Below are 22,424 nucleotides of genomic sequence, written 5' to 3' on the forward strand. Positions count from 1 at the left end.
CCCTGGCCCCACCTTGCTCCGCGCCATCCATGGCGCTGTTCCGAAAAGCCAATTACCCAACACCTCTATCCAACTACCGGGTATCCGCTAGTCCATGGCCGGCTTCAATTAGGACGGCTTGAGTAATTCAGATAGAATTCAGTGCTTATCTAGAAGCGTATAGCACAGTGATCGATCGGTATCCGGCAGGGGGCCTTTCGTAGCAGCGCCATGGATGGCGCGGAGCAAGGTCGGCCCAGGGACGGGCCGTGAATTGCGGCGGAGAAAGGCCCCCTGCCGGGTACCGCGCCCCCCAAGCTCAGCAATCAAGGGCGGGCAGACATCAAAAAACGGAGACCCCCAAAAATGCAAGACGTAGTCATAGCAGCCGCAAAACGCACCGCCATCGGAACCTTCGGTGGCGGACTGTCCAGCCTGAAAGCTGACCAACTCGGGACCGCCGTGATCAAGGCCCTGCTGGAAGAGACCGGCGTAGCCGCCGACCAGATCAATGAAGTGATTCTCGGGCAGGTTCTGACGGCCGGTTGCGGCCAGAACCCGGCCCGCCAGTCTGCCATCAACGCCGGCATTCCCGCCTCGGTGCCTGCCATGACCATCAACAAGGTCTGCGGCTCCGGCCTCAAGGCCGTGCATATGGCGGTGCAGGCGATCCAGTGTGGCGATGCCGACATGATCCTCGCCGGCGGCCAGGAGAGCATGAGCCAGTCGCCCCACGTGGTACCCAACAGCCGTAATGGCCAGCGCATGGGTAACTGGACCATGATCGACACCATGGTCAACGACGGCCTGATGGACGCCTTCAACGACTACCACATGGGCGTGACCGCCGAGAACATCGTGGAGAAGTACGGCATCAGCCGCGAAGAACAGGACGAGTTTGCTGCGGCTTCACAGCAGAAAGCCGCTGCCGCCCGCGCCGCTGGCTATTTTGATGGTCAGATTGTTCCCATCACCATCCCCCAGCGCAAGGGTGACCCGATTGTCGTAGACCAGGACGAAGGTCCCCGTGACGGTACCACCGCCGAAGGTCTGGGCAAGCTCAAGCCCGCCTTCAAGAAAGACGGCACCGTGACCGCCGGCAATGCCTCTTCACTGAACGACGGCGCTGCCGCCGTGCTGGTGTGCAGTGCAGCCAAGGCCAAGGAACTGGGCCTGACGCCGCTGGCGGTGATCAAGGGCTACGCCAATGCCGGTGTCGACCCGAGCATCATGGGCACCGGCCCGATCCCCGCCAGCCAGCGCTGCCTCAAGCGTGCCGGCTGGACTGTGGACGACCTGGATCTGGTCGAGGCCAACGAAGCGTTCGCTGCCCAGGCCATTTCCGTCAACCGGGACCTGGGCTGGGATACCAGCAAGGTGAACGTGAATGGCGGCGCCATCGCCCTGGGTCACCCCATCGGTGCTTCCGGCTGCCGTATCCTGGTGGGCCTGCTGCATGAAATGCAGCGCCGTGACGTGAAGAAAGGCCTGGCGACCCTCTGCATTGGTGGCGGCATGGGCGTGGCGCTCGCCGTAGAGCGTTAATGTTTCACATCGTGCTCTATGAGCCGGAGATACCGCCCAATACGGGCAATATCATCCGGCTCTGCGCCAACACCGGCTGCCAGCTGCACCTGATTGAGCCCCTGGGTTTTACCCTGGAAGACAAACAGATGCGGCGGGCCGGGCTGGACTATAGCGAGTACGCCAGCGTCAAGGTCCATGCCAGCTATGGGGCCTTCCTGGAGGCGGAGCAGCCCCAACGGCTGTTCGGCCTGACCACCAAGGGCAGCCAACCGTACCATGAAGTGAGTTTCGAAGCGGGCGACTACCTGATGTTCGGCCCGGAGACCCGGGGCTTGCCGGAAGACGTGCGGAACGGCCTGGAGGCGAACCACCGGCTACGGGTACCCATGCTGCCCCACAGCCGCAGCCTGAACCTGTCCAATTCCGCCGCTGTGGTGCTCTACGAGGCCTGGCGCCAGTTGGGGTTTGACGGCGCGACATTGTAAGACTCTCCAGGTTACCCCACACACACACAAAAACCGGCCGAAGCCGGTTTTTCTGGTTCTGAAGGGCCAGGGCTCAGTGAGTCTGCTGACCTTCCGGCGCCTCGGCACCTTGCTGCTGCTCTTGTTCCTGCTGCTTGCGCTTCACTGCCTGGGCGAAGATGGCATCGAAGTTCACCGGCGCCAGCATCAGGGCCGGGAAGCTGCCCTTGGTAACAATATTGTCGATGGTTTCGCGGGCATAGGGGAATAGCAGGTTCGGGCAGTAGGCGCCCAGCATCGGCGGCACCTGTTGTTCCGGGAAGCCGTTCAGCAGGAACACACCGGCCTGCTGGATTTCAACAATGTAGGCGACCTTCTCTTCCACCTTGGCCGTCAGGGTGATCGACAGCACCACTTCGTACTGGGTTTCGCTGATCTTGTTGTGGGAGGTGTTCAGGTCCATGTTGACGGACGGTTTCCACTGCTGCTGGAACATGTCCGGAGCATTCGGGGACTCGAACGACAGGTCTTTCACATAGATACGCTGCAGTGCAAACTGCGGCTGGTTCTGGTTCGCGTTCTCGCCGCTGCCAGCGGCCTGCTGATTGTTCTCAGCCATGATCTTTCCTTTTGAATTCAGTAAGAGTTATTTAGCCTCTGAACAGGTCCTGGCACCTTTTGTTGGTGCTCGGAGGCTTGTTATTTCTTCACCAGGGGAAGGCTCGAGGCCTTCCAGTCACCGATGCCACCATTGAGGCGAACCACATTGGGGTAGCCTTCGGCATTCAACTGCTTCACAGCCATGGCGGCGTGCTGGCCCATCTTGTCGACCACGATAACAGTCTTGTCCTGGTGCTTCTTCAGCTCACCGGCGCGTTCCTTGATGGCACTCAGGGGAATGTGAATGGAGCCGGTAATGCGCCCCTCATTGAATTCCTTACGCTCCCGAATGTCCACCACCACGGCCTCATCCCGGTTGATCAGGTTCACAGCTTCCTGAGCTGATACCTTTTTGCCCCCGCGCCGGCTTTCCAGCAGGAACAGCGCCAGCAGCAGGGCGACAAAAATGGATACCAGAATGTAGTGATTAACAACGAACTCAAACAACCGTTCCATGAACCTGTCCCGAAATAATAATTTGGGCGGATTATACACACCCTCTGCCGGGGACAGAAGGCGGCCTCCATAGCCCGGCACACCCTATTCGGGTTAGAATCCACCTTCAAATTCCCGGGAGCCGCTGGCACAGGTCCTTGCCGGAGTTCGCAGACCAGCCCAGGGCACCCACAACCACACCGGACAGATTAATGACCAGCACTCGCAAGACGACGGCACTGATCATACTGGACGGCTGGGGTCACCGCGACCCGGCCGAAGACAACGCCATCAGCAAAGCCAACACCCCGTTCTGGGACAAGGCCTGGGCACAATGCCCCAAAACGCTGATCAACACGTCAGGGATGTTTGTTGGGCTGCCCCAGGGGCAGATGGGCAACTCGGAAGTCGGCCATATGAATCTCGGCGCCGGCCGGGTGGTGTACCAGAGCCTGACTCGCATCGACAAGGATCTGGAAGACGGCACCTTTGGCGAGAACCCGGTGCTGTGTGCCGCTATCGACAAGGCGGTAACCAACGATGGCGCCATCCACCTGATGGGGCTGATGTCACCGGGCGGTGTACACGCCCATGAGGACCACATCCTCGCGGCAGCCGAACTGGCCGCCAGCAAGGGCGCCAAACGGGTCTATATCCACGCCTTCCTGGACGGTCGCGACATGCCACCCCGCAGTGCCCGCCCGTCGCTGGAAAAGGCCGCAACAAAGATGAAGTCCCTCGGCATTGGCCGCGTGGCATCCATTGTCGGCCGCTACTTCGCCATGGACCGTGACAACCGCTGGGACCGTGTTGAGGAAGCCTATAATCTGCTGACCCTGGGGGAAGCCGATTTCACCGCACCAGACCCACTGACCGCCATTGACGAAGCCTATGAGCGCGGGGAGAACGACGAGTTCGTCAAAGCGACGCGAATCCAGGGCGCCGGCGAGGACGAGGCGACCATCAATGACGGCGACACCGTGCTGTTCATGAATTTCCGCGCCGACCGGGCCCGCGAAATGACCCGCGCCTTCGTGGAAGACGACTTCGACGGCTTCGAGCGCCGCAAACACCCGAAGCTGGCGGACTTCGTGATGCTTACCGAGTACGCGGCTGACATCGATACGTCCTGCGCCTACCCGCCGGAGCAGCTCAAGAACGGCCTGGGCGAATATGTCTCCAATCTGGGCAAGACCCAGCTGCGAATCGCGGAGACCGAGAAGTACGCCCATGTGACCTTCTTCTTCAACGGCGGCCTTGAGCCCCCCTTCGAAGGCGAGGATCGCATCCTGGTGCCCTCGCCCAAGGTAGCCACCTACGACCTGCAACCGGAAATGAGCGCACCCGAGGTGACCGACAAACTGGTGGAGGCCATCAGGAGCGGCAAGTACGACCTGGTGGTCTGCAACTACGCCAACGGTGACATGGTGGGCCATACCGGCAAACTGGATGCAGCCATCAAGGCGGCCGAATGCATTGACCAGTGTGTCGCCCGCATCGCGGACGCCCTGGACGAGGTGGGGGGCGAAGCCCTGATCACCGCCGACCATGGCAACTGCGAGCAGATGACCGACCCGGCCTCCGGCCAGGTTCACACGGCCCACACCATCGGCCCGGTGCCGCTGGTCTACGTTGGCAACCGCCAGGTCACGCTGAAGGATGATGGCAGCCTGAGCGATATCGCCCCGTCCCTGCTGGCCCTGATGGGACTGGAGCAGCCCGGGGAAATGACCGGCCACAGCCTGGTCGATATCAGCCAGGGCTGATCGCCTTCCCTATGCCCCACGCCATGGCCGGGAATGCCAGACAGCAGAACACCACAGGCGCCGCCGCGCGAATCCGGCTGGTGCTTGTGGCATTTCTGCTGGCCGCTGGCACGACTGGCCATGCCCAGGACCAGGTTACTCCCGCACAGGTGGAAGCCCTCAAGGAAGATATTGCCGAGATCGACCGCTGGCTGGACGAGGCCGAAGAGGACCGCAGCGAGCTGGAGCGGACCCTGGCCAACGCCGAGCGTGACATCAGCCGCCTGACCCGGGAGCGCCGTGAACTCCAGGCCCAACGACGGCAGCAGGCCCAGGAACTGGAACAACTGGAACAGGCAGAAAAGGAGCTGGACAGCAACCTGCAACAGCAGCGTTCGGCCCTCAAGCAACAACTCCGGGGGGCGTGGATGGAAGGCAAAGCGCCCGCCATCAAGGTTCTGCTAAACGAGGCGGATCCGGAAGAAATCGCCCGCACCATGACCTATTACGAGTATCTCAGTGGCGACAACCTCCGGCGCCTGGAAACCTTCAAGGAAACCCTGAGCGAGCTCAAGGCCACCCGCCAGCAGAAACTCCAGGCCCAGGCTGAGGTCATCCGGCTCGAAGAGCAGGTCAGCGAGCGCCAGCAGTCCCTGAAGACCCAGAAGGCAAACCGCGAACAGGCCCTGGCAGCACTGAAGCAGGATATCAGTGAGCGGCGTGATGAGCGCAGCACCCTGGAAGCAGATCGGGACCGGCTGGAAAAGCTTCTGCAGGAAGTGGAGGAAGCCATCGCCAGCATTCCTTCCCCCACGGAATCCCAACCTTTCAACAAGCGCCAGGGGAAGCTGGACTGGCCCGTCGACCAGGGCAGGCTGGTTGCCGCCTTTGGCGGCTCCATGGCCCAGGGACACCTGCGCCGCAACGGCATACTGCTCAACACCGGTGAAGAAGCAGAAGTACGTTCGGTTCACTATGGCCGTGTGGTGTTCGCCAACTGGCTACGGGGTTTTGGCATGCTGACCATTGTCGACCATGGCGAAGGCTACATGACCCTGTATGGCCACAGCTCCAGTCTGCTGGCCAGCCCCGGCGACTGGGTGCGCGCCGGGGAAACCATCGCCCTGGCCGGACGCACCGGCGGCACACAGGACCCGGCGGTATATTTTGAACTGCGTCACAACGGCAAACCCCAGAACCCCATACGCTGGCTGCAACGCCGGTAATAAGCCTGCAACGGTTGCCAGCCCATGGCTGACAAAAGGTCTGGGGGAAGCCATACTGGCAGCTGTATTAATGAATCCGAACAGGAACATTGAATGAAACGGGTTATCCAAAGCTGTAAAACCACTTTCCTTGGCGGTTTGCTGGCACTTACCTGCCTCTACGGCGTGACCGCAACCGCCCAGGAATCGCAGCCGGCCGAGACAGTCTCGCCCCACACCGGCAGTTCCGGTAGCGAGGAAGGGGCACTGCCACTGGATGACCTGCGCAAGTTCACGGAAGTGTTCAGCCGCATCAAGGACGCCTACGTGGAAGATGTGTCTGATCAGGAACTGCTGGAAAGCGCCATTGAGGGCATGCTTTCCGGCCTGGACCCTCACTCCGCCTACCTGGCCCCCGAGGCGTATACGGAGCTGGAGGAAACCACCACCGGCGAATTCGGTGGCCTGGGGATTGAAGTCGGTATGGAAGACGGCTTCATCAAGGTGATCGCACCTATCGACGACACCCCTGCCCAGCGGGCCGGGGTACAGGCCGGCGACCTGATCATCAAACTGGGCGACGAGCCGGTGAAGGGCATGCCCCTGCAGGACGCCGTCACTCGCATGAGGGGGGAACCGGGTACCGTTCTGACCCTGACCATCATGCGGGACGGTGAAAGCGCGCCTATCGAAATCGACGTGGAGCGTGCAGTCATCAAGGTCACCAGCGTCAAGTCTCGCATGCTGGAGCCCGGCTATGGCTATGTACGCATTACCCAGTTCCAGGATGAGACCGGCGAGCAGTTTGTAGACGCCATCGAAAACCTGATGGCGGACCATGGCGGCGACCTGGATGGGCTCATCATTGATGTGCGTAACAACCCCGGCGGCATCCTGCAGGCCGCCGTCGCTACATCCGATGCCCTGCTCGACGAGGGTCTGATTGTCTACACCGAGGGCCGTATCCAGAGCTCCCGGCTACGATTCAACGCCAAGGCGGGCGACGTGTCCAACGGCACGCCCGTGGTGGTCCTGATCAATGGCGGTTCCGCATCCGCCTCGGAAATCCTGGCAGGTGCCCTGCAGGATCATGAACGGGCCGTGGTTATGGGCACGCGCTCCTTCGGCAAGGGCTCGGTGCAGACTGTGATCCCACTGGACGAGACCCACGCCATCAAGATGACCACGGCACGCTACTACACACCAGATGGCCGCTCCATCCAGGCCCGCGGCATCGAACCGGATATCGTCGTGCGCCCGGCCACCCTGACGGAACTGGAGGGAGGCCCATTCTTCAGCGAGGCCAGCCTGAGCGGGCACCTGGAGAATGGCGAGGGGGATATCCGTCCGGAAGACCGGGACGTGCAACGTAACTCCGAAGTGGACCGTGATTACCAGCTCCGCTCAGCCCTGAACCTGCTCAAGGGTATGGGCATTCTCAGCAAGCAGGACCGCAGACAGGGAGCCGGCAAGGAGTGAAACTGGGCGCCACAATCGCCACCCTCGCCATACTGATCACCGCCCCTGTGGGGGCATGGGGCGATCCACCACCTTCTCCGGCCCGCCCTGCCGGAGAAGGTGTACAGCCGACCATTGCGATCATCATTGATGATATGGGCGCCAATGCGGTTGAAGGCAAGCGCCTGATCCAGCTTGAGCAACCGCTGACCCTGGCTTTCCTTCCCTACCGTCGATACACCACGGAACTTGCCACCAGTGCCCATCGCCACCGTAAGGAAGTGATGTTGCATGCCCCCATGGACAACACCCGCCACCTGAGTCTGGGTGCCGGAGGCCTCACCACCACCATGGACAGGGCGACCCTGACCACAACCCTGCGCAAGGCCCTGCGAGCCATTCCCCACGTGAAAGGCGTCAACAACCACATGGGTAGCCTGCTGACGCAGATGCCAGAGCCAATGGCCTGGATCATGGAAGAACTGGAACACTACCCCCTGTATTTCGTGGACAGCCGGACCATTGCCACCACAGTGGCCGGCCAGGTGGCGGAAGAGAAGCAGGTACCCACCCTGACAAGGGATGTATTCCTGGACCACGAACAAACCGAAGACTATGTGCATCAGCAGTTCCGGCAACTGATCCGCAAGGCCAGGGAAAATGGCACCGCCATTGCCATTGGCCACCCGCATACAGTCACTGTCGACTACCTTGAAAAGGCATTGCCAGAGTTGGATGAACAGGGCATCGCCGTGGCCACCGTCAGTGCGGTCTGGGCGATGCGCAATGGCCACCAGCGGATGTTTGCGGAAGGGGAAAAGCGGGAGATTTCACCGGCGATGGCCCGTAACGCCGAAGACTGACTGGCTGTTGGCTGCTGGTCGGTAAGATCGCCCCAAAGATGATTGGCCACGGAAGACACGGAAGCACACGGAATTATAAAAGACTAGCCACGAAATCCACTAAACCCACGAAAAGGAAAGATTGAAAATTCTTTTGCCACGGACACTCACTGACTCTCACGGACAAAAACTTCTGATTTCTCTTTGTCTTTATCGCCCGATCAGGGCCGTCCGTGTGGGTCTGTGAGCGTCCGTGGCAATCAATCTTTATTTAGTGGTTTCCGTGGATTTCGTGGCAAAAAACATCACTCACGGACTTCGATTCCCTGCGCCTTCATAAAGGCTTTGGCCTCGGGAATGGTGTGCTGCCCGAAGTGGAAGATGGAGGCCGCCAGCACCGCATCGGCACCGCCTTCCGTCACCCCGTCGGCCAGATGCTGGAGCTCCCCGACTCCCCCTGAGGCAATGACTGGCACCACCACAGCATCACTGATCGCGCGGGTCAGCCCCAGGTCAAAGCCGACCTTGGTACCATCCCGGTCCATGCTTGTCAGCAGTAGCTCGCCAGCACCCATGGCGACCATCTTGCGGGCCCATTCCACGGCGTCCAGGCCGGTCGGCTTGCGGCCACCATGGGTAAAGATTTCCCAGCGCGGCTCCTCATCTTCACCGCTAACTCGCTTGGCATCGATGGCAACCACGATGCACTGACTGCCGAAACGTTCAGCGGCTTCCCGGACGAACTCAGGATTAAATACGGCAGCGGTGTTGATAGAGACCTTGTCAGCGCCGGCATTGAGCAACTTTCTGATGTCATCAACGGTACGTACACCGCCACCCACCGTCAGAGGGATAAAGACTTCTGCAGCCATCCGCTCCACGGTTTCATAGGTGGTGTCGCGGCTTTCGTGGCTGGCGGTGATGTCCAGGAAGGTAATCTCGTCGGCACCCTGTTCGTTGTACTTGCGGGCCACTTCTACCGGATCGCCGGCGTCGCGGATGTCGACGAAGTTGACGCCTTTGACCACTCGGCCCTTGTCCACGTCCAGGCAGGGAATGATGCGTTTTGCCAATGCCATATTAGTGTCCCTTAACAGAAGTTTGTCGATTGTCAGCGGGCCTGTGCGAGCGTTGAGCTAAGCGCACGAGTGCAGGACTGGCCTTAGCCAATTCAAGTGAGTGCAACGACGCACAACGCTCGCACAGACCCGCCCTGCGGGAGCCCGCCATGCCCCTCTGGCCGGTGTTGCGTCTCTTGGCAAGGGAACCACCCTTACCGGCGAGCCGCGCCTTGGCCTGAGGGGCATGGCGGGCTCTGACAGTCGACAAACTTCTGTTAAGGGACACTGGCTCTCCTCAGGCCGGTTTCAGGCTGTCGCAGTAGGCCTGGGCTTCGGATACATCCAGGGTGCCTTCGTAGATGGCACGTCCGGTGATGGCTCCCAGGATACCCTTGTCAGCCACGGTGGCCAGGCGCTTGAGGTCGTCCATGTTGGTGACCCCACCGGAGGCGATAACGGGGATGCCGCCCTCTTCCGCCAGCGCAGCCGTGGCTTCCACGTTGACGCCCTGCATCATGCCGTCGCGGCTGATATCGGTATAGACGATGGCTTCGACGCCGTCGTTGGCGAAGCGCTTGGCCAGGTCGGTGGCCATGACTTCGGAGACTTCGGCCCAGCCGTCGGTGGCCACGCGGCCATCTTTCGCATCGAGACCGACAATGATGTGGCCGGGGAACTGCTTACACATGTCGGTGACGAAATCGGGCTCTTTTACAGCCTTGGTACCAATAATGACCCACTGAACCCCGGCCTTGAGGTAGGCTTCGATGGTTTCGGCGGAGCGGATGCCACCACCAATCTGGATCGGCAGGTTCGGGTATTTGGTGGCAATGGCGCGGACGATCTCGCCATTCACAGGCTCGCCGGCGAAGGCGCCATTCAGGTCAACCAGGTGGAGGCGGCGGGCGCCGGCGTTGACCCAACGGTCGGCCATGTCGACCGGGTCGTCACCGTATTGGGTGGATTCGTCCATACGGCCCTGGCGCAGGCGTACGCATTTGCCGTCTTTGAGGTCGATAGCGGGGATGATTAGCATCGGTTTAGTATCCTTTGGCACTGGCCTCTTCGCCTTGGGAGCTGGTCGCCCGTGCTCCGGCAGGTGGCATCCCTTTCCGGGACACGCCGTGGATACATCCCTGTAGGCTCTTCAAAAACGTCCATGTTTTTGAAGGTCCCGGAAAGGGATACCACCCACCGGATCACTACCTTCGAGCTGACCGCTCAAAGCGAGATCAGTTCTTTCCAGACCAGCCGGTAAAGTTTTTCAAAAGCTGCAGCCCAGCCCGGGCACTTTTCTCCGGGTGGAACTGCGCCGCAAAAATATTATCTCTCGCCACAGCCGCAGCAAGGTCGACGCCATAGTGGGTGCGACCGGCGATATCGTCGTTGCCGGCCGACTCAACGTAGTAGCTATGGACGAAATAGAAGCGGTCGCCGTCGTCAATGCCGTGCCACAGCGGATGATCCTGGGTTTGCCAGACCTGGTTCCAACCCATGTGCGGCACCTTCAGCCGCTCGCCGTTCTCGGTGAGGTTTTCGCCGAAGAAGCGGACCTGGGAGTCGAACAGGTTGATGCAGTCAACGCCGCCGTTTTCCTCGCTGCGGGACATAATGGCCTGCATGCCAACACAGATGCCCAGGAAAGGACGATCAGCGGATACCTCGCGGACAAGTGTATCAACACCCAGACGGCGGATCTCTGCCATGCAGTCGCGAATCGCACCAACGCCGGGGAGGATGACCCGGTCAGCCTCACGAATCTGGTCGGCGTTGTCGGTAACCAGTACGGTGGCGTCCGGTGCTACGTGCTCCACGGCCTTGCGGGCGGAATGAAGGTTGCCCATGCCGTAGTCAATTATGGCAACGGTATTCATCGAAGGAACAATCCTGGAATCAGAAGGGGACGCTCAGAGCGACCCCTTGGTAGACGGTGTAATGCCAGCCATGCGCTCGTCCATTTCAATGGCCATACGCAGGGCGCGACCGAAGGCCTTGAACACGGTTTCGATCTGGTGGTGGGTGTTCTTGCCCTTCAGGTTATCAATGTGCAGCGTCACCATGGAGTGATTGACGAAGCCCTGGAAGAACTCCCCGAACAGGTCGACGTCGAAGCCCCCGACGGACGCCCGGGTATAGGGTACATCCATCAACAAGCCCGGACGGCCGGACAGGTCGATGACCACCCGCGACAGGGCTTCATCCAGCGGCACGTAAGCATGGCCATAACGGCGGATGCCTTTCTTGTCCCCAACCGCCTGTTTGAAGGCCTGGCCCAGGGTGATGCCGATATCTTCCACGGTGTGGTGGTCGTCGATATGGAGATCACCGGTGGATTTGATCGTCAGATCAACCAGGCCATGACGGGCAATCTGGTCCATCATGTGTTCCAGGAAGGGCACCCCAGTGTCGAAACTGGATTTGCCGGTACCGTCCAGGTCAATCTCGACGGTTATCTGGGTTTCAAGGGTATTGCGCTCTACCCGTGCCTTTCGATCGGCCATGGGAACTCCGGAATTTGACGTAACTGGCAGTGAATGCGGTCGCAATTATACCCATTTGCAGCCGTCGCGTCCTGCCGAGTCGACTATTGAGATGATAGCCTTCAGAAAGCTTTCTTCAGGTTGTTCATATAGGTGTCCACCAGCCCATTGAACTCGTGCTTCACCACCGGGCTGATGGCAAGCTTGAGCAGCCCTGGCAGCGGCAATGTCAGCTCCGCTGAGGTATGGAACCGGGCGCGGGTGGTATTGTCATCCACGGTAGTCAGCGTCCAGCTGCCGCGAACCAGGCCATTGCCCTCACCTTTCACGGGCTCCCAGGTGACTTTGCCGGCGTCCTGGTCCGACTGATACTTGCAGGCGTACGCAGTCTGGATGGAGTACTTATCTATGCCGATCTTGTCCATTTCCCAGCGATAGGTGTTGTCACCCAGGTCCACCAGTTTATCAACCTTGGGGAAGTGGCTAACGGAACGCGGCACGTCGGACAGCAGCGCAAAAGCCTCATCGTAGGAAGCGGCCAGCTCGATCTCTCGATTCATTTCAATGGATACGGTAAAAGCCACGCCTGTCTCCTCCAGTCATCGGTCTTCCGGCCATTGGTTTTGTAGGGCACCGGGAAGCCCTCTATTGTGGCGAAACCCTGCCATTTTGTCATACTTGGGGCGCTTTTATTTTGTAATCTGTGCGTTAGGCTAGGAAGGTGGGCCGCCCGAGCGGGACATCAGTCACCTGGAACCGGTCGTAACCAGAAAGGATCCTAGTGTCCCGTTGGGTCAATTCGTTGACCTACTGCGTGACGCTGGGGCTTCTGGCCAAGGCGCGAGTCCGAAGGTGTGGTGGTTGGTTCCACATCGAGGGCTGGCAACACCGGCCAGAGGCCCCAGCGTCGCGCCCTTCGGGAGCCACTGAGAGCCTCGATAGCTGCGTTGCGCCGGCTCGATTTGGAACCACCAGACCTTCGCCACCGCGCCTTGCTCTCAAGGCTCTCAGTGGCTCAGTAGATCAACGAATTGACCCAACGGGACACCAGTCATGAAAGCTGTTCGTTACATTGTTCTCACCCTTATCGGCCTGATCGTGCTGGCTGTTGCCGCTGTCGTGATCGCGATCTTCGCTATCGACCCGAACACCTACAAGCCGCAGATTGAGCGGGTAGTGGAACAGAAGACAAACCTGGACCTGGAGTTATCCGGTGACATCAGCTGGTCCCTCTTCCCCCTCGGCCTGGAACTGAACGAGGTGGAAGCCACCCTTGAGGGAGAACGCTTTGTCGCCCTCCGCCAGCTGGTAGCCGAGGTCGATTTCTGGTCGCTGATCAGCATGTCGCCGCAGGTACATACCTTTGTTCTGGATGGCCTTGATGCCCGCCTCACCCTGGCCGAAGACGGCACCGGCAACTGGACCCGTGTTCTTCCCGAGGGCGAGACACCAACGGCGGATGAAGCCGCCGCGGACGCAGCCGAAGAGCAAACCGAAGAGAGCGGCGAGCCCGCCAGCGACGTGCTTGCGTTCGCAGTGGAGGAAGTCCGGATCACCGATGCCAGCATTCAATACGAAGACCTGGCCACCGGCCAGTCCATTGTGCTCCAGAACTTCCGGGTGCTTGCCAGCCAGATTGCCCTGGGCTCCGAGTTCCCGATGGAAGTGGGCTTCCTGGTCAATACCAGCCAGCCAGACATGGGCGTGGATGGCGATATCACTATGCGCCTGACCGCCAACGAGGCCCTCAACCAGTTCTCGGTCAATGGGCTGGATGCCAAGTTCGGTCTGTCTGGCGAAGCGTTTGGTGACAAAACCCTTCAGGCACGCATTACCGGTAGTGCCGCCGCCAACCTTGAAAACGAAACCGCCAGCCTGGAAGACTTCCGGGCCACCCTCGCCAACGTGGAACTCACCACCAACCTGGACGTGGAAGGCTTTGGTACACAACCCAAAGTCACCGGCGACCTTGAAGTGGCAGAGTTCTCGCTACGGGAGCTGATGAATACCCTGGGGGCGGAAGACATCAACACCACCGACCCGGAAGTGCTCAACCAGCTGGCATTCAGCACCAGGCTGACCGGCCCTCCCGGGGTGGCAGAGCTTTCGGAGCTGAAATTCATACTGGACGACACCACCTTCACTGGCGGGGCACGATACAATCTCGAAAGCGGCGCCCTGTCCTTCCAGCTGGATGGCGACGCCCTGAATGCCGACCGCTATCTGCCGCCGCCCGCCGAGAAAGATGAAGGCGGCCAGGAGGCCTCTGGTGGCGCGCCAGCATCAGCCGGCACCGAGGGCGACCTACTACCCCTGGAAACACTGCGCGGCCTTGATCTGGATATTGATCTTGGCCTGGACGAGCTGATCATCAGCAACCTGACCATCACCGAGATCAACACGTCCATCGACGCGTCCGGTGGGCAGCTGAGTCTCAGTGACTTCAGCGGCAACCTCTACAGCGGGGGCTTCCAGTCCGACATCAACATCGACGCACGCACCGACGACCCGGCCTGGCGCCTGCGGGCCCAGGTTTCCAACGTTGAAACCCAACCGCTGCTGCAGGACCTGGCGGAAATGGACATGCTGGCCGGCGCAGCGAACATCAACATTAACGCCAGCACCCGTGGCAACCGCCTGTCGATACTGCGCGAGAGTGCGGATGGCGAAGTCACCTTCAACCTGAAGGAAGGCCAGTTTACCCGCATGAACCTGACCCGCATGGCGTGCCGGGGCATTGCACTGGTTAACCAGGAGGAACTGACCACCTCGGACTGGGGGCAGACAACGCCCTTCAACGACATGAAGGGCACCCTTCAGATCAACGGCAACACCCTCAATAACACCAACCTTGTCGCGGCCCTGGCCGGGATGCGCCTGGAAGGCAACGGCACCGTCAATATGGCGCTCTCGGAGATCGACTACGAAGCCGGTCTGCGCATTGTCGGTGAGATCCACCGTGACGAGGCCTGCCGGGTGACCGAATACGTTGAGAACGTGATTATTCCGGTGGAATGCCGTGGTAACTTCACCGAGGATCCGTCTGCCCTGTGCTCCTTCGACGGTTCCCGCTTCCGCGACACCCTCAAGGACATCGCCGCAAACGCAGCCCGGGCCAAGGTTCGGGAAGAAGCCGACCGCGCCCGCGAGAAAGTCGAAGAGAAAGCCCGGGAGAAAATTGAAGAGCGCCTGCAGGGCGAGGATGGTGAGAAAGTGAAAGATGCCCTTCGCGGCCTGTTCAACCGCGATGAGTGATCAGTTCGCCGACCGCTTGCTGCAGTGGTACGACCGCCACGGCAGGCATGATCTGCCGTGGCACCTCGACCGCAATGCCTACCGGGTCTGGGTGTCGGAGATCATGCTCCAGCAGACCCAGGTGACCACCGTCATCCTCTATTTCCGGGCGTTTATGGAGCGGTTCCCCACCGTCCGGGACCTGGCGGAAGCACCGGTGGATGACGTGCTGGGGCACTGGTCCGGCCTGGGGTATTACGCCCGCGCCCGCAACCTGCAAAAGGCAGCCATCCACGTCATGGAAGATCATGATGGCGACTTCCCCCGGGAACAGGACCAGCTGGAAGCCCTGCCAGGCATAGGCCGCTCCACAGCCGCCGCCATTATTGCCCAGGCATGGGACCGCCGTGCGACCATACTGGACGGCAACGTAAAGCGGGTTCTGGCACGCTATCATGCCATCTCCGGCTGGCCCGGACAGACCGCCACGCTGAACGCCCTCTGGCGCCGTGCCGAGGAACACACGCCGGCTACACGGGCACGGGACTATACCCAGGCCATCATGGATCTGGGTGCACTGGTCTGCACCCGCAGCCGCCCGGACTGCGAGCATTGTCCGGTAAGCGATGGTTGCACAGCCTACGCCAACGGCGAGGTTCACCTCTATCCTGGTCGTAAGCCAAAAAAGAAAAAACCGGAAAAAACTACCTGGATGCTCATCCTGGAAGACCACCACGGCCGCATCCTGCTGGAGCGCCGGCCACCCAGTGGCATCTGGGGTGGCTTGTGGAGCCTGCCAGAACTGGACCCGGCCTTCGGCCCGGACGAACTTCAGGAGGCCTGCGAGCGCCAGTTCGGGCTCGACTGCAGCGAACCGGACCTGATCGGCGGCTTTCGCCACACCTTCAGCCACTACCACCTGCACATCCAGCCGGCCCGGCTCCAGGTCGCCGATGCCAGCAAAGTCGGGGACGATGCCGACCAGCGCTGGCTGCACCGGGAGACAGCGCTCGACCTTGGCCTGCCTGCGCCCATCCGCACTCTCCTGAGTACCCCGGAACAGGCTGCCCTGCTCTGATCTGTTATCATCCGGGCAGTTGAGACATCCATATAACCACAGGAGCCCCCATGAGCCGCACCGTGTTCTGCCGTAAATACCAGAAAGAAATGGAAGGCCTCCAGTTCCCGCCCATGCCGGGCGCCAAAGGCCAGGATATCTACGAGAACATCTCCAAACAGGCCTGGGAAGAGTGGCAGGCCCAGCAGACCATGCTGATCAACGAAAAGCACCTCAGCCTGATGGACCCGAACACCCGCAAATACCTGCAGGCGCAGATGGAACGCTTCTTCAACAACGAGCCGTTCGACAAGGCCGAAGGCTACGTACCCCCGGAGAAATAACGTTTGTTGATCAAGGTTTAGCCAACCAGAACACCCCCGGGAATTTTTTCCCTGGCGGCCTTGACTCAACCATCCTAAACCGGTTTAATAGCGCCCCGTTGCACGGCAAGTGCAGCAACGCCCGGATAGCTCAGTTGGGTGAGGCAAGCGTTTACCAAGCGAAGCTTGGTGCGCAGTCGAACGACGCAAATCTGCGATTTGCGGCCGGAATGAGCAGGGGAAGCAGGCGGCAGCCTGCCGGTGTCAGGCAAGCACCGAATAAACGAAAAGCCAAGTTGCCCGGATAGCTCAGTCGGTAGAGCAGGGGATTGAAAATCCCCGTGTCGGTGGTTCGATTCCGCCTCCGGGCACCAATAATTCAATGACTTAGCCCGCCTTGTGCGGGCTTTGTTGTTTCTGGACTTCCTGTTTGTAAGCAATATTCAAGCAGACTCCAGAAAAACCGATTGCCTCACCGGAATTGTCGTTTCACCGTTAAGCCCAGCGTTTTTGGGATTAAGCTGGTTTGATCTGTTATCACTATCTGATTTCGACACGGCACCTTCTTCTATAGCGAGTAGCTCTCAGTATCAAGCTGGCTACCACGTTAGCTCTCTGGGGTTTCCGCAGAAGCTACTCTTGGCTGGCTACATGATCTTCAGGTCTATTTATAGGTATTATTGTGACCTGATCATTCTCTGAAGCCGATCACAGGCAAGCTTTTGATACTCCCGGCTGTCAGCATCCCCATCCTCCCTCAGCTCTTGCGTCCAGTAGTTGCACGTCCTTCGCTGGGCGGCAATGCGGCCTTGACGATCCCTTTCCTCTCTTTCCCGCCGGGCTCGATCAGCCGCCGCTTGCTGCAACTGTTCCTGAATTTCCTCTTGTCGGCGCTGAGCCTCTTGGCTGGTGCCGGTAGAGCTATTTGTGCTTGGGGAATCGAATCTGACAGAAGGGATCTCTACGTCTCGCAATGCTTGGCTTACGGCATCTGCGGTTTGTCCAAGCACGTAGACCCAGAAGACCAGGCCAATGATGGAGACGATTACCCAGGATACGATATTAGCGACGACGACAGCAGAGAAGATTTTGAACCAGGACATCATTCACTCCTTTGAAACCTGGCTGGAAGCTTAGCTTACTCATTAGCCGGTGTCAGGACTCACACCGGAAAAGAAAACCCCTCCGTAGAGGGGTTGTCACACAACGTTTGTTGACGGCGTACACGATCAGCCGAAGGCCATTTTGCCCTCGCCGTTGTCTGGATCATGACTATGATCGTCATCACCCAGGGAGCGCATTTCAGCGGATTTTTCACGGAGAATACGCTTCTTCTCGGCGTCGGCAAAACGCTTCAGCACCTGGCGAATCAATGGCTGATAGCCAATGCCGTTGATTTCCGCAATCATCTTGAAGTCCTCGATCAGGGACTTTTGCAGACGGATGGAAATTGGCTGCAACCCCGCAGCTTCATTCAGTGCCGCGTCGTCCACAGCCTTGGAAACGCGGACAAACTCCTCTTCACGACCCAATGAGCCGTCTTCCCATGCTTCAGGGGTACCTTGAATCTTCTTAGCCATACTTGCCTCCTCGTCGCGATCGCCTTTCTGATTCTTCTTTCGCGACTGCTGGTGTGCTCCTAGTGGGCGTACCGCCTGTATATGTCTTCTTCTATGTCGTTCGCGAGGTACGCCGTTTTTAATATGATGTCGCCATCCTTTAGCATGAAAACCACTTTCAGGCGCCGACCGTAGTCCGTTTCGGCAATGAACCACTGGGTTGGTGGATCGGTTTTGTGATCTTCCCGCATATCCTCCAACAAACCGCCCTCGCGGTTCGCGAAACACTGCTGGACCTCTTCCAGACTGACGCTATGCTTTTCTGCCAGCTTACGCTTAACTGCCGATGAACACTTGAGCGCCATCCCTTCCCTCTCGCTCTTTTGTATATACAAAGTATATACGAGGTCAGATCAGGAACCAAGGTGTCCACGGCGCTGTGGTTTTGTGCGGTAAGCTGTGGGGGTGAGTTTTCGTAACCAATTGTTTTAAGAAACATAGTGGTTTTCTGTGTTGCTTCAAAAAGCTGAGGCATCGGGTTCAATTCCCGCGACCAGAACGGTAGACAGCACGCCCAGAAGCCAATAGATACCTATTCCAGCGGCCTACAGATACCCGCTTCTGAACAAATTTCCTATACGTTATCGGATCAGGCACACGCTTCCTGCAGTGTCTCCGACGGTTACAGAACTCACAGGCGGCTACAATATTTCCACTACCACTATCACCATCTTCAGAGTGCGGAATTAGATGTTCGCCAGTACACCTGAAGTGACGGGCTTGCCTGTGAGAAATACCATGAACCACAACGAATTCATGGTCGGACCCGATCCACATGGAATGATCGCAGTAATAGCAACATTCATCTTGAGCAACAAATGCCTGATAGCGCGGTTTACGAAGTGATTTTCTTTGCTTTGACACGGAATGACTGGCCTCTTGAAAGTGCCTTGAAACCGGAAAACCGGTATCCAAGGAACCAGGCGAGTCACTCGAACTGGTGGGAGTGCTGTTGACAAAAGTGGCAAACAGCACTTGATTAGAACTTCGAAAATAGCGAACTCGGATCGGCCTGTAAAGCGAAAACAGGCCTAAAAGTGTCGACGCCTTTGCGTCCACACGACGTCCACACCAAAGTGGTTTTCAGTGGCCTGCTGTGGCGATCAATTTACGTAAGTAACTGATTGTGCGGTGTTGTGGCTCTATGTGTCGCTAACACACCGGATTGAAAATCCCCGTGTCGGTGGCGTGGGGACGCCCCGTTCGATTCCGCCTCCGGGCACCATTAGACTTCATACGAAGCCCGCCTTGTGCGGGCTTTGTTGTTTCTGGCACACGCCTACTTCTGATCAACCGGCTTGTACGCCCGATACCCCTGCCCGTTCGCACCTTTTTTAACCGCAAAATAATCGGACCTGGCGACCAGCAGATCAGAGAACTTCTTTGCACCATAGGTTCTGGGATCGAAATCCGGGCGGGTACGCTTGAGGAAGGAGCCCGCTGCAGAGAAAGTCGCCCAGCCCTGATCGTCCTGGGTTTGTTCCCAAGCGCGTTTGAGCAGGGCCACTTCCTCGGGAACCTTCTCCGGTTTCCTGTTGCGGGTTTCCGTTTCGGTTTTGGCCACCTCTTCTTCGGGCACCACTTCTTCCGGGTACTCAAGATTTTCCGTGAACAGGAAATCATCGCAGGCACTGCGGAACGAAACCGGGGTCTTCTTTTCACCAAAGCCGAACACGTATATCTCGGCTTCCCTCAGCCGGGAAGCCAGCTTGGTGAAGTCACTGTCACTGGAGACCAGAGCAAATGCATCAAACTTCGAGGAGTAAAGCAGATCCATGGCGTCGATGATCATGGAGGCATCGGTGGCATTCTTGCCTTTGGTATAGGCAAACTGCTGTACCGGCTGGATGGCCAGCTCATTGAGAATGGTTTTCCAGTTTTTGAGGCTGTCTACGGACCAGTCGCCGTACGCGCGCTTTACAACCACATGCCCGTGAGAGGAGAGTTCTTCGATGATCAGGGGTAGTTTCGACAACTGGGCGTTGTCAGCGTCGATCAGAACGGCGATCTTCTTGTGTTGTTCAAGATCCTTCAATATTTTTCATTCCTGCTTTTTTGTGATCCGGGGAGGGACAGCCCCGCCAAGGATTTCCGTAAAACCACCTCTCAGGCAGCCTTGCGGAAATCCTCGGACCGTAGGTTCTTGTTCCGCTGGCGCTTGTACTTCGTTTTGTCCTCAACCACGCGCATCTGGTACTTCGGGGTTTTCAGGTCGCGCTTGATGGCGCTTTCCTGTGTGGGTCTGGCCCGTTTTTTGGCCATGATGGTGCCTCCTTCTGGCATTTTATGAGATCGTTAGTCTATCAGGTTCGATGAATACTGCACCGTACCTGGCGTAGGGAATATCACTCACAACGGCTGCCCGGACACAACAGCCGATTCGAAGGTCCCTCGCTGCGCGCTTGCCTTCGTGGTTTTTTCGATGTGACTGTATGTATTTTTCAGGGGCGTAAGTTATGTCACTCACACTCTGGCTCACCTTTCTGGTTGCGGCCGTGCTGATCAGCCTTTCCCCGGGAGCGGGGGCGATCAACACCATGAGTAACGGCATGCGTTACGGCGTGCGGCGGTCCATGCCAGCCATACTCGGGCTGCAGCTTGGTTACGGCGCCCAGATTCTGCTTGTCGGGGCCGGCCTTGGCGCTATTGTCGCCTCATCAACCATCGCATTGTCGGCCATTAAATGGCTGGGGGTCGGCTACCTTGTGTGGCTGGGCATTTCCAAGTGGCGTGAGCCGGTGATGGAATCCATGTCGGACGATCATCAGCCCGTAAGCGGACACAAGCGATTCTGGAATGCGGCACTGGTTAACCTGACCAACCCCAAAGCCACGGTGTTTCTGGTAGCGCTTTTCCCGCAGTTTCTGGTGGCCAGCGAGCCCCACGGCCCGCAACTGGCCACCATGGGGATGACGCTGATTCTGGTGGATTGCCTGGTAATGCTTGGCTACGCCCTGCTGGCCAGCCAGTTGTTCCGGTTCATGACGACAGCACGACGCCAACAGCAAATGAACCGGGTATTTGGTGGCCTTTTTGTTACTGCCGCCGTAGCCCTGGCCAGCTTCAAGCGGACCTGACCGACACACAGCCTATTAACGATGCGCTAGGTCCGGCTCAGCTTCTGGTTCAACAGGGGAGTTGGCGGCCTCGCGAGCCACTGCCCTGGGCGCACCCGCAGCGAGGGCCACCGCCCCCAGTGAACAGGTTGCCATGGTCAGGGTGATGGGCACCAGGGCATCGCCGGCGTAAGCGGCGGACAGGGCGCTGACAAGGCCGGCACCGGTGAACTGGGTGGCCCCCAAAAGCGCCGAGGCCGTGCCCCCCAAATGGGGAAAATACTCGAGGGCATTGGCCATATTGTTGGGGATAATCGCGCCCATGCAGCCCACGGCCACAATAATACAGGCCGCTACCGCCCAGTAGGGGGCCGCCAACACGGCGCACAGGACCAGCCCCACCATGCCGGCGAACTGCACCATTACCCCGATACGAAGCAACGCCGTGGAGGAGAACGACAACAGCAACCGTCGGTTGAGCACGTTCAGCAGGGCCATCATGCCCACGTTGGCAGCAAACAAGGCGGAGAAATGCCCGTTCGAAAGCCCGAACCACTCCTGGTAGATAAACGATGCATGGGTAATAAACACCAGCATGGCACTGAAGCACAACACCTGGATGCCTACGAACCGCATGGTGGTCCGGTGCCTGAGCACCCTGCCGTAGTTGGTCACCAGGCTACTGATGGGCGTGTTGGTCGGTTGATGAGTCGGCAGCCGACGGAACAGAAGCAGCTTGAGAACAATCCCCAGGAACACCGCATACCCGGTCAGCATCAGGAAAATCGCATGCCAGTCACCCATCGACAACAATAGCGCCCCGATGGATGGCGCCGCGGCTGGAGCAATAAACATGATCAGACCGATCAGCCCAAACAGTCGTGCCGCGTCCTGGCCGTGGGTCGTGTCGCGCACGATGGCCGGGACCGATACGGCGCAGAATGCCCCTCCGATACCCTGGATCACCCGCCACAGCAGCATGCTGTCCAGGGTACTGGCCCGGGACACCATGAACGCAGCAACGCCGAAGACCAGCAGGCCGCCGAGCAGGATAAGCTGGCGACCGTAGCGATCCGACAGGGGGCCACCCACCAGTTGCGCCAGGCCAAGAGCACCGACATACGCACTCAGGGTAAGACCCACGTCGCCCAGCTCCACACCGAGATTGGCGGCAATGTCCGGAAACGCGGGCAGGTAGGCATCAAGCGCCAACGGGCCCAGGGCCACTGTCATTCCAAGTAACAATGCCAAGCGAAATTGCGACAAGGGCCACCTCCCA

24 protein-coding genes and 1 tRNA gene are annotated in these 22,424 nt (G+C 59.1%); 11 read left to right on the plus strand and 14 right to left on the minus strand.

Translation table 11 applies throughout. The features are described from left to right. Window positions 1-345: 345 nt before the first annotated feature. Complete coding sequence (locus ACFOZ5_RS05150) at window positions 346-1,524, plus strand: acetyl-CoA C-acetyltransferase (RefSeq protein ID WP_379885946.1); 1,179 nt, start codon at window positions 346-348, stop codon at window positions 1,522-1,524. Next, window positions 1,524-1,991: a tRNA (uridine(34)/cytosine(34)/5-carboxymethylaminomethyluridine(34)-2'-O)-methyltransferase TrmL gene (gene trmL / locus ACFOZ5_RS05155; protein WP_379885947.1), complete on the plus strand. Its 468-nt coding sequence runs from the start codon at window positions 1,524-1,526 to the stop codon at window positions 1,989-1,991. The genes ACFOZ5_RS05150 and trmL overlap by 1 nt, the downstream gene beginning before the upstream one ends. 73 nt (window positions 1,992-2,064) lie before the next feature. Here the strand turns inward: trmL and secB are convergent, their stop codons facing one another. Both secB and ACFOZ5_RS05165 read right to left on the minus strand, forming a co-directional pair. Beyond that, on the minus strand, window positions 2,065-2,589 hold the full coding sequence (gene secB, locus ACFOZ5_RS05160) for a protein-export chaperone SecB (protein WP_379885948.1): 525 nt from the start codon (window positions 2,587-2,589) through the stop codon (window positions 2,065-2,067). A gap of 80 nt (window positions 2,590-2,669) precedes the next feature. Then, window positions 2,670-3,086, minus strand: a complete 417-nt coding sequence (locus ACFOZ5_RS05165) for a rhodanese-like domain-containing protein (RefSeq protein WP_379885949.1) — start codon at window positions 3,084-3,086, stop codon at window positions 2,670-2,672. A 191-nt stretch (window positions 3,087-3,277) separates the two neighbouring features. On the opposite strand from ACFOZ5_RS05165, the gene gpmI reads away from it, so the two are divergent. From gpmI to ACFOZ5_RS05185, 4 genes are all read left to right on the plus strand, one after another. After that, the gene (gene gpmI / locus ACFOZ5_RS05170; RefSeq protein WP_379885950.1) at window positions 3,278-4,831 is read left to right on the plus strand and encodes a 2,3-bisphosphoglycerate-independent phosphoglycerate mutase; all 1,554 of its coding nucleotides are present in this window, start codon (window positions 3,278-3,280) and stop codon (window positions 4,829-4,831) included. Window positions 4,832-4,842: 11 nt separating this feature from the next. Then, window positions 4,843-6,036: a murein hydrolase activator EnvC family protein gene (locus ACFOZ5_RS05175; protein WP_379885951.1), complete on the plus strand. Its 1,194-nt coding sequence runs from the start codon at window positions 4,843-4,845 to the stop codon at window positions 6,034-6,036. Window positions 6,037-6,129: 93 nt separating this feature from the next. Beyond that, entirely contained in the window at window positions 6,130-7,494 is a 1,365-nt protein-coding gene (locus ACFOZ5_RS05180) for a S41 family peptidase (protein ID WP_379885952.1), read from the plus strand. After that, window positions 7,491-8,336 carry a divergent polysaccharide deacetylase family protein gene (locus ACFOZ5_RS05185; protein WP_379885953.1) on the plus strand — a complete coding sequence of 282 codons (846 nt, stop codon included), beginning with the start codon at window positions 7,491-7,493 and terminating at the stop codon, window positions 8,334-8,336. Before ACFOZ5_RS05180 ends, ACFOZ5_RS05185 begins: the two co-directional genes overlap by 4 nt. A 284-nt stretch (window positions 8,337-8,620) precedes the next feature. On the opposite strand, the gene hisF is transcribed toward ACFOZ5_RS05185, so the two are convergent. The 5 genes from hisF to ACFOZ5_RS05210 form a co-directional block, all read right to left on the minus strand. Beyond that, window positions 8,621-9,394: an imidazole glycerol phosphate synthase subunit HisF gene (hisF, locus tag ACFOZ5_RS05190; RefSeq protein ID WP_379885954.1), complete on the minus strand. Its 774-nt coding sequence runs from the start codon at window positions 9,392-9,394 to the stop codon at window positions 8,621-8,623. Between the two features lie 277 nt (window positions 9,395-9,671). Continuing rightward, window positions 9,672-10,412 (minus strand): 1-(5-phosphoribosyl)-5-[(5-phosphoribosylamino)methylideneamino]imidazole-4-carboxamide isomerase, encoded by a 741-nt coding sequence (hisA, locus tag ACFOZ5_RS05195; protein WP_379885955.1) that lies wholly within the window; start codon window positions 10,410-10,412, stop codon window positions 9,672-9,674. Window positions 10,413-10,608: 196 nt separating this feature from the next. Then, on the minus strand, window positions 10,609-11,250 hold the full coding sequence (gene hisH, locus ACFOZ5_RS05200; RefSeq protein WP_379885956.1) for an imidazole glycerol phosphate synthase subunit HisH: 642 nt from the start codon (window positions 11,248-11,250) through the stop codon (window positions 10,609-10,611). 33 nt (window positions 11,251-11,283) lie between these two features. Beyond that, window positions 11,284-11,877 carry an imidazoleglycerol-phosphate dehydratase HisB gene (gene hisB, locus ACFOZ5_RS05205; protein ID WP_379885957.1) on the minus strand — a complete coding sequence of 198 codons (594 nt, stop codon included), beginning with the start codon at window positions 11,875-11,877 and terminating at the stop codon, window positions 11,284-11,286. Window positions 11,878-11,978: 101 nt separating this feature from the next. Then, complete coding sequence (locus ACFOZ5_RS05210) at window positions 11,979-12,440, minus strand: SRPBCC family protein (RefSeq protein WP_379885958.1); 462 nt, start codon at window positions 12,438-12,440, stop codon at window positions 11,979-11,981. A gap of 469 nt (window positions 12,441-12,909) precedes the next feature. On the opposite strand from ACFOZ5_RS05210, the gene ACFOZ5_RS05215 reads away from it, so the two are divergent. The 4 genes from ACFOZ5_RS05215 (at window position 12,910) to ACFOZ5_RS05230 (ending at window position 16,844) form a co-directional block, all read left to right on the plus strand. Then, window positions 12,910-15,111 (plus strand): AsmA family protein, encoded by a 2,202-nt coding sequence (locus ACFOZ5_RS05215; protein WP_379885959.1) that lies wholly within the window; start codon window positions 12,910-12,912, stop codon window positions 15,109-15,111. Further along, complete coding sequence (gene mutY, locus ACFOZ5_RS05220) at window positions 15,104-16,168, plus strand: A/G-specific adenine glycosylase (RefSeq protein WP_379885960.1); 1,065 nt, start codon at window positions 15,104-15,106, stop codon at window positions 16,166-16,168. Before ACFOZ5_RS05215 ends, mutY begins: the two co-directional genes overlap by 8 nt. A 50-nt stretch (window positions 16,169-16,218) precedes the next feature. After that, a complete protein-coding gene (locus ACFOZ5_RS05225; protein ID WP_189577599.1) occupies window positions 16,219-16,491 on the plus strand; it encodes an oxidative damage protection protein in 273 nt (90 codons plus the stop codon). A 277-nt stretch (window positions 16,492-16,768) separates the two neighbouring features. Next, window positions 16,769-16,844: transfer RNA gene (locus ACFOZ5_RS05230), tRNA-Phe, on the plus strand. Between the two features lie 303 nt (window positions 16,845-17,147). Here ACFOZ5_RS05230 and ACFOZ5_RS05235 read toward each other — a convergent pair. The 6 genes from ACFOZ5_RS05235 to ACFOZ5_RS05260 all read right to left on the minus strand — a co-directional run bounded on the left by ACFOZ5_RS05235 (window position 17,148) and on the right by ACFOZ5_RS05260 (window position 20,351). Beyond that, complete coding sequence (locus ACFOZ5_RS05235; RefSeq protein WP_379885961.1) at window positions 17,148-17,573, minus strand: hypothetical protein; 426 nt, start codon at window positions 17,571-17,573, stop codon at window positions 17,148-17,150. A 126-nt stretch (window positions 17,574-17,699) separates the two neighbouring features. After that, window positions 17,700-18,050, minus strand: coding sequence for a hypothetical protein (locus ACFOZ5_RS05240; protein WP_379885962.1), 351 nt, complete (start codon window positions 18,048-18,050; stop codon window positions 17,700-17,702). A gap of 59 nt (window positions 18,051-18,109) precedes the next feature. Then, window positions 18,110-18,394, minus strand: coding sequence for an ADP-ribosyl-(dinitrogen reductase) hydrolase (locus tag ACFOZ5_RS05245; protein ID WP_379885963.1), 285 nt, complete (start codon window positions 18,392-18,394; stop codon window positions 18,110-18,112). A gap of 175 nt (window positions 18,395-18,569) precedes the next feature. After that, a complete protein-coding gene (locus ACFOZ5_RS05250) occupies window positions 18,570-18,866 on the minus strand; it encodes an HNH endonuclease (RefSeq protein ID WP_379886065.1) in 297 nt (98 codons plus the stop codon). A gap of 502 nt (window positions 18,867-19,368) precedes the next feature. After that, window positions 19,369-20,124, minus strand: coding sequence for an NYN domain-containing protein (locus tag ACFOZ5_RS05255; RefSeq protein ID WP_379885964.1), 756 nt, complete (start codon window positions 20,122-20,124; stop codon window positions 19,369-19,371). A 71-nt stretch (window positions 20,125-20,195) separates the two neighbouring features. Then, on the minus strand, window positions 20,196-20,351 hold the full coding sequence (locus tag ACFOZ5_RS05260; protein ID WP_379885965.1) for a hypothetical protein: 156 nt from the start codon (window positions 20,349-20,351) through the stop codon (window positions 20,196-20,198). Between the two features lie 194 nt (window positions 20,352-20,545). Here ACFOZ5_RS05260 and rhtB point away from each other — a divergent pair, with 194 nt between their 5' ends. After that, complete coding sequence (rhtB, locus tag ACFOZ5_RS05265) at window positions 20,546-21,166, plus strand: homoserine/homoserine lactone efflux protein (RefSeq protein WP_379885966.1); 621 nt, start codon at window positions 20,546-20,548, stop codon at window positions 21,164-21,166. 15 nt (window positions 21,167-21,181) lie between these two features. Here rhtB and ACFOZ5_RS05270 read toward each other — a convergent pair whose 3' ends face one another. Beyond that, on the minus strand, window positions 21,182-22,411 hold the full coding sequence (locus ACFOZ5_RS05270) for a multidrug effflux MFS transporter (protein WP_379885967.1): 1,230 nt from the start codon (window positions 22,409-22,411) through the stop codon (window positions 21,182-21,184). Between the last annotated feature and the right edge of the window lie 13 nt (window positions 22,412-22,424).

Origin of the sequence: Marinobacter lacisalsi (assembly GCF_042651045.1) — a bacterium.
In the GTDB taxonomy this organism is placed as follows: Bacteria; Pseudomonadota; Gammaproteobacteria; order Pseudomonadales; family Oleiphilaceae; genus Marinobacter; species Marinobacter lacisalsi.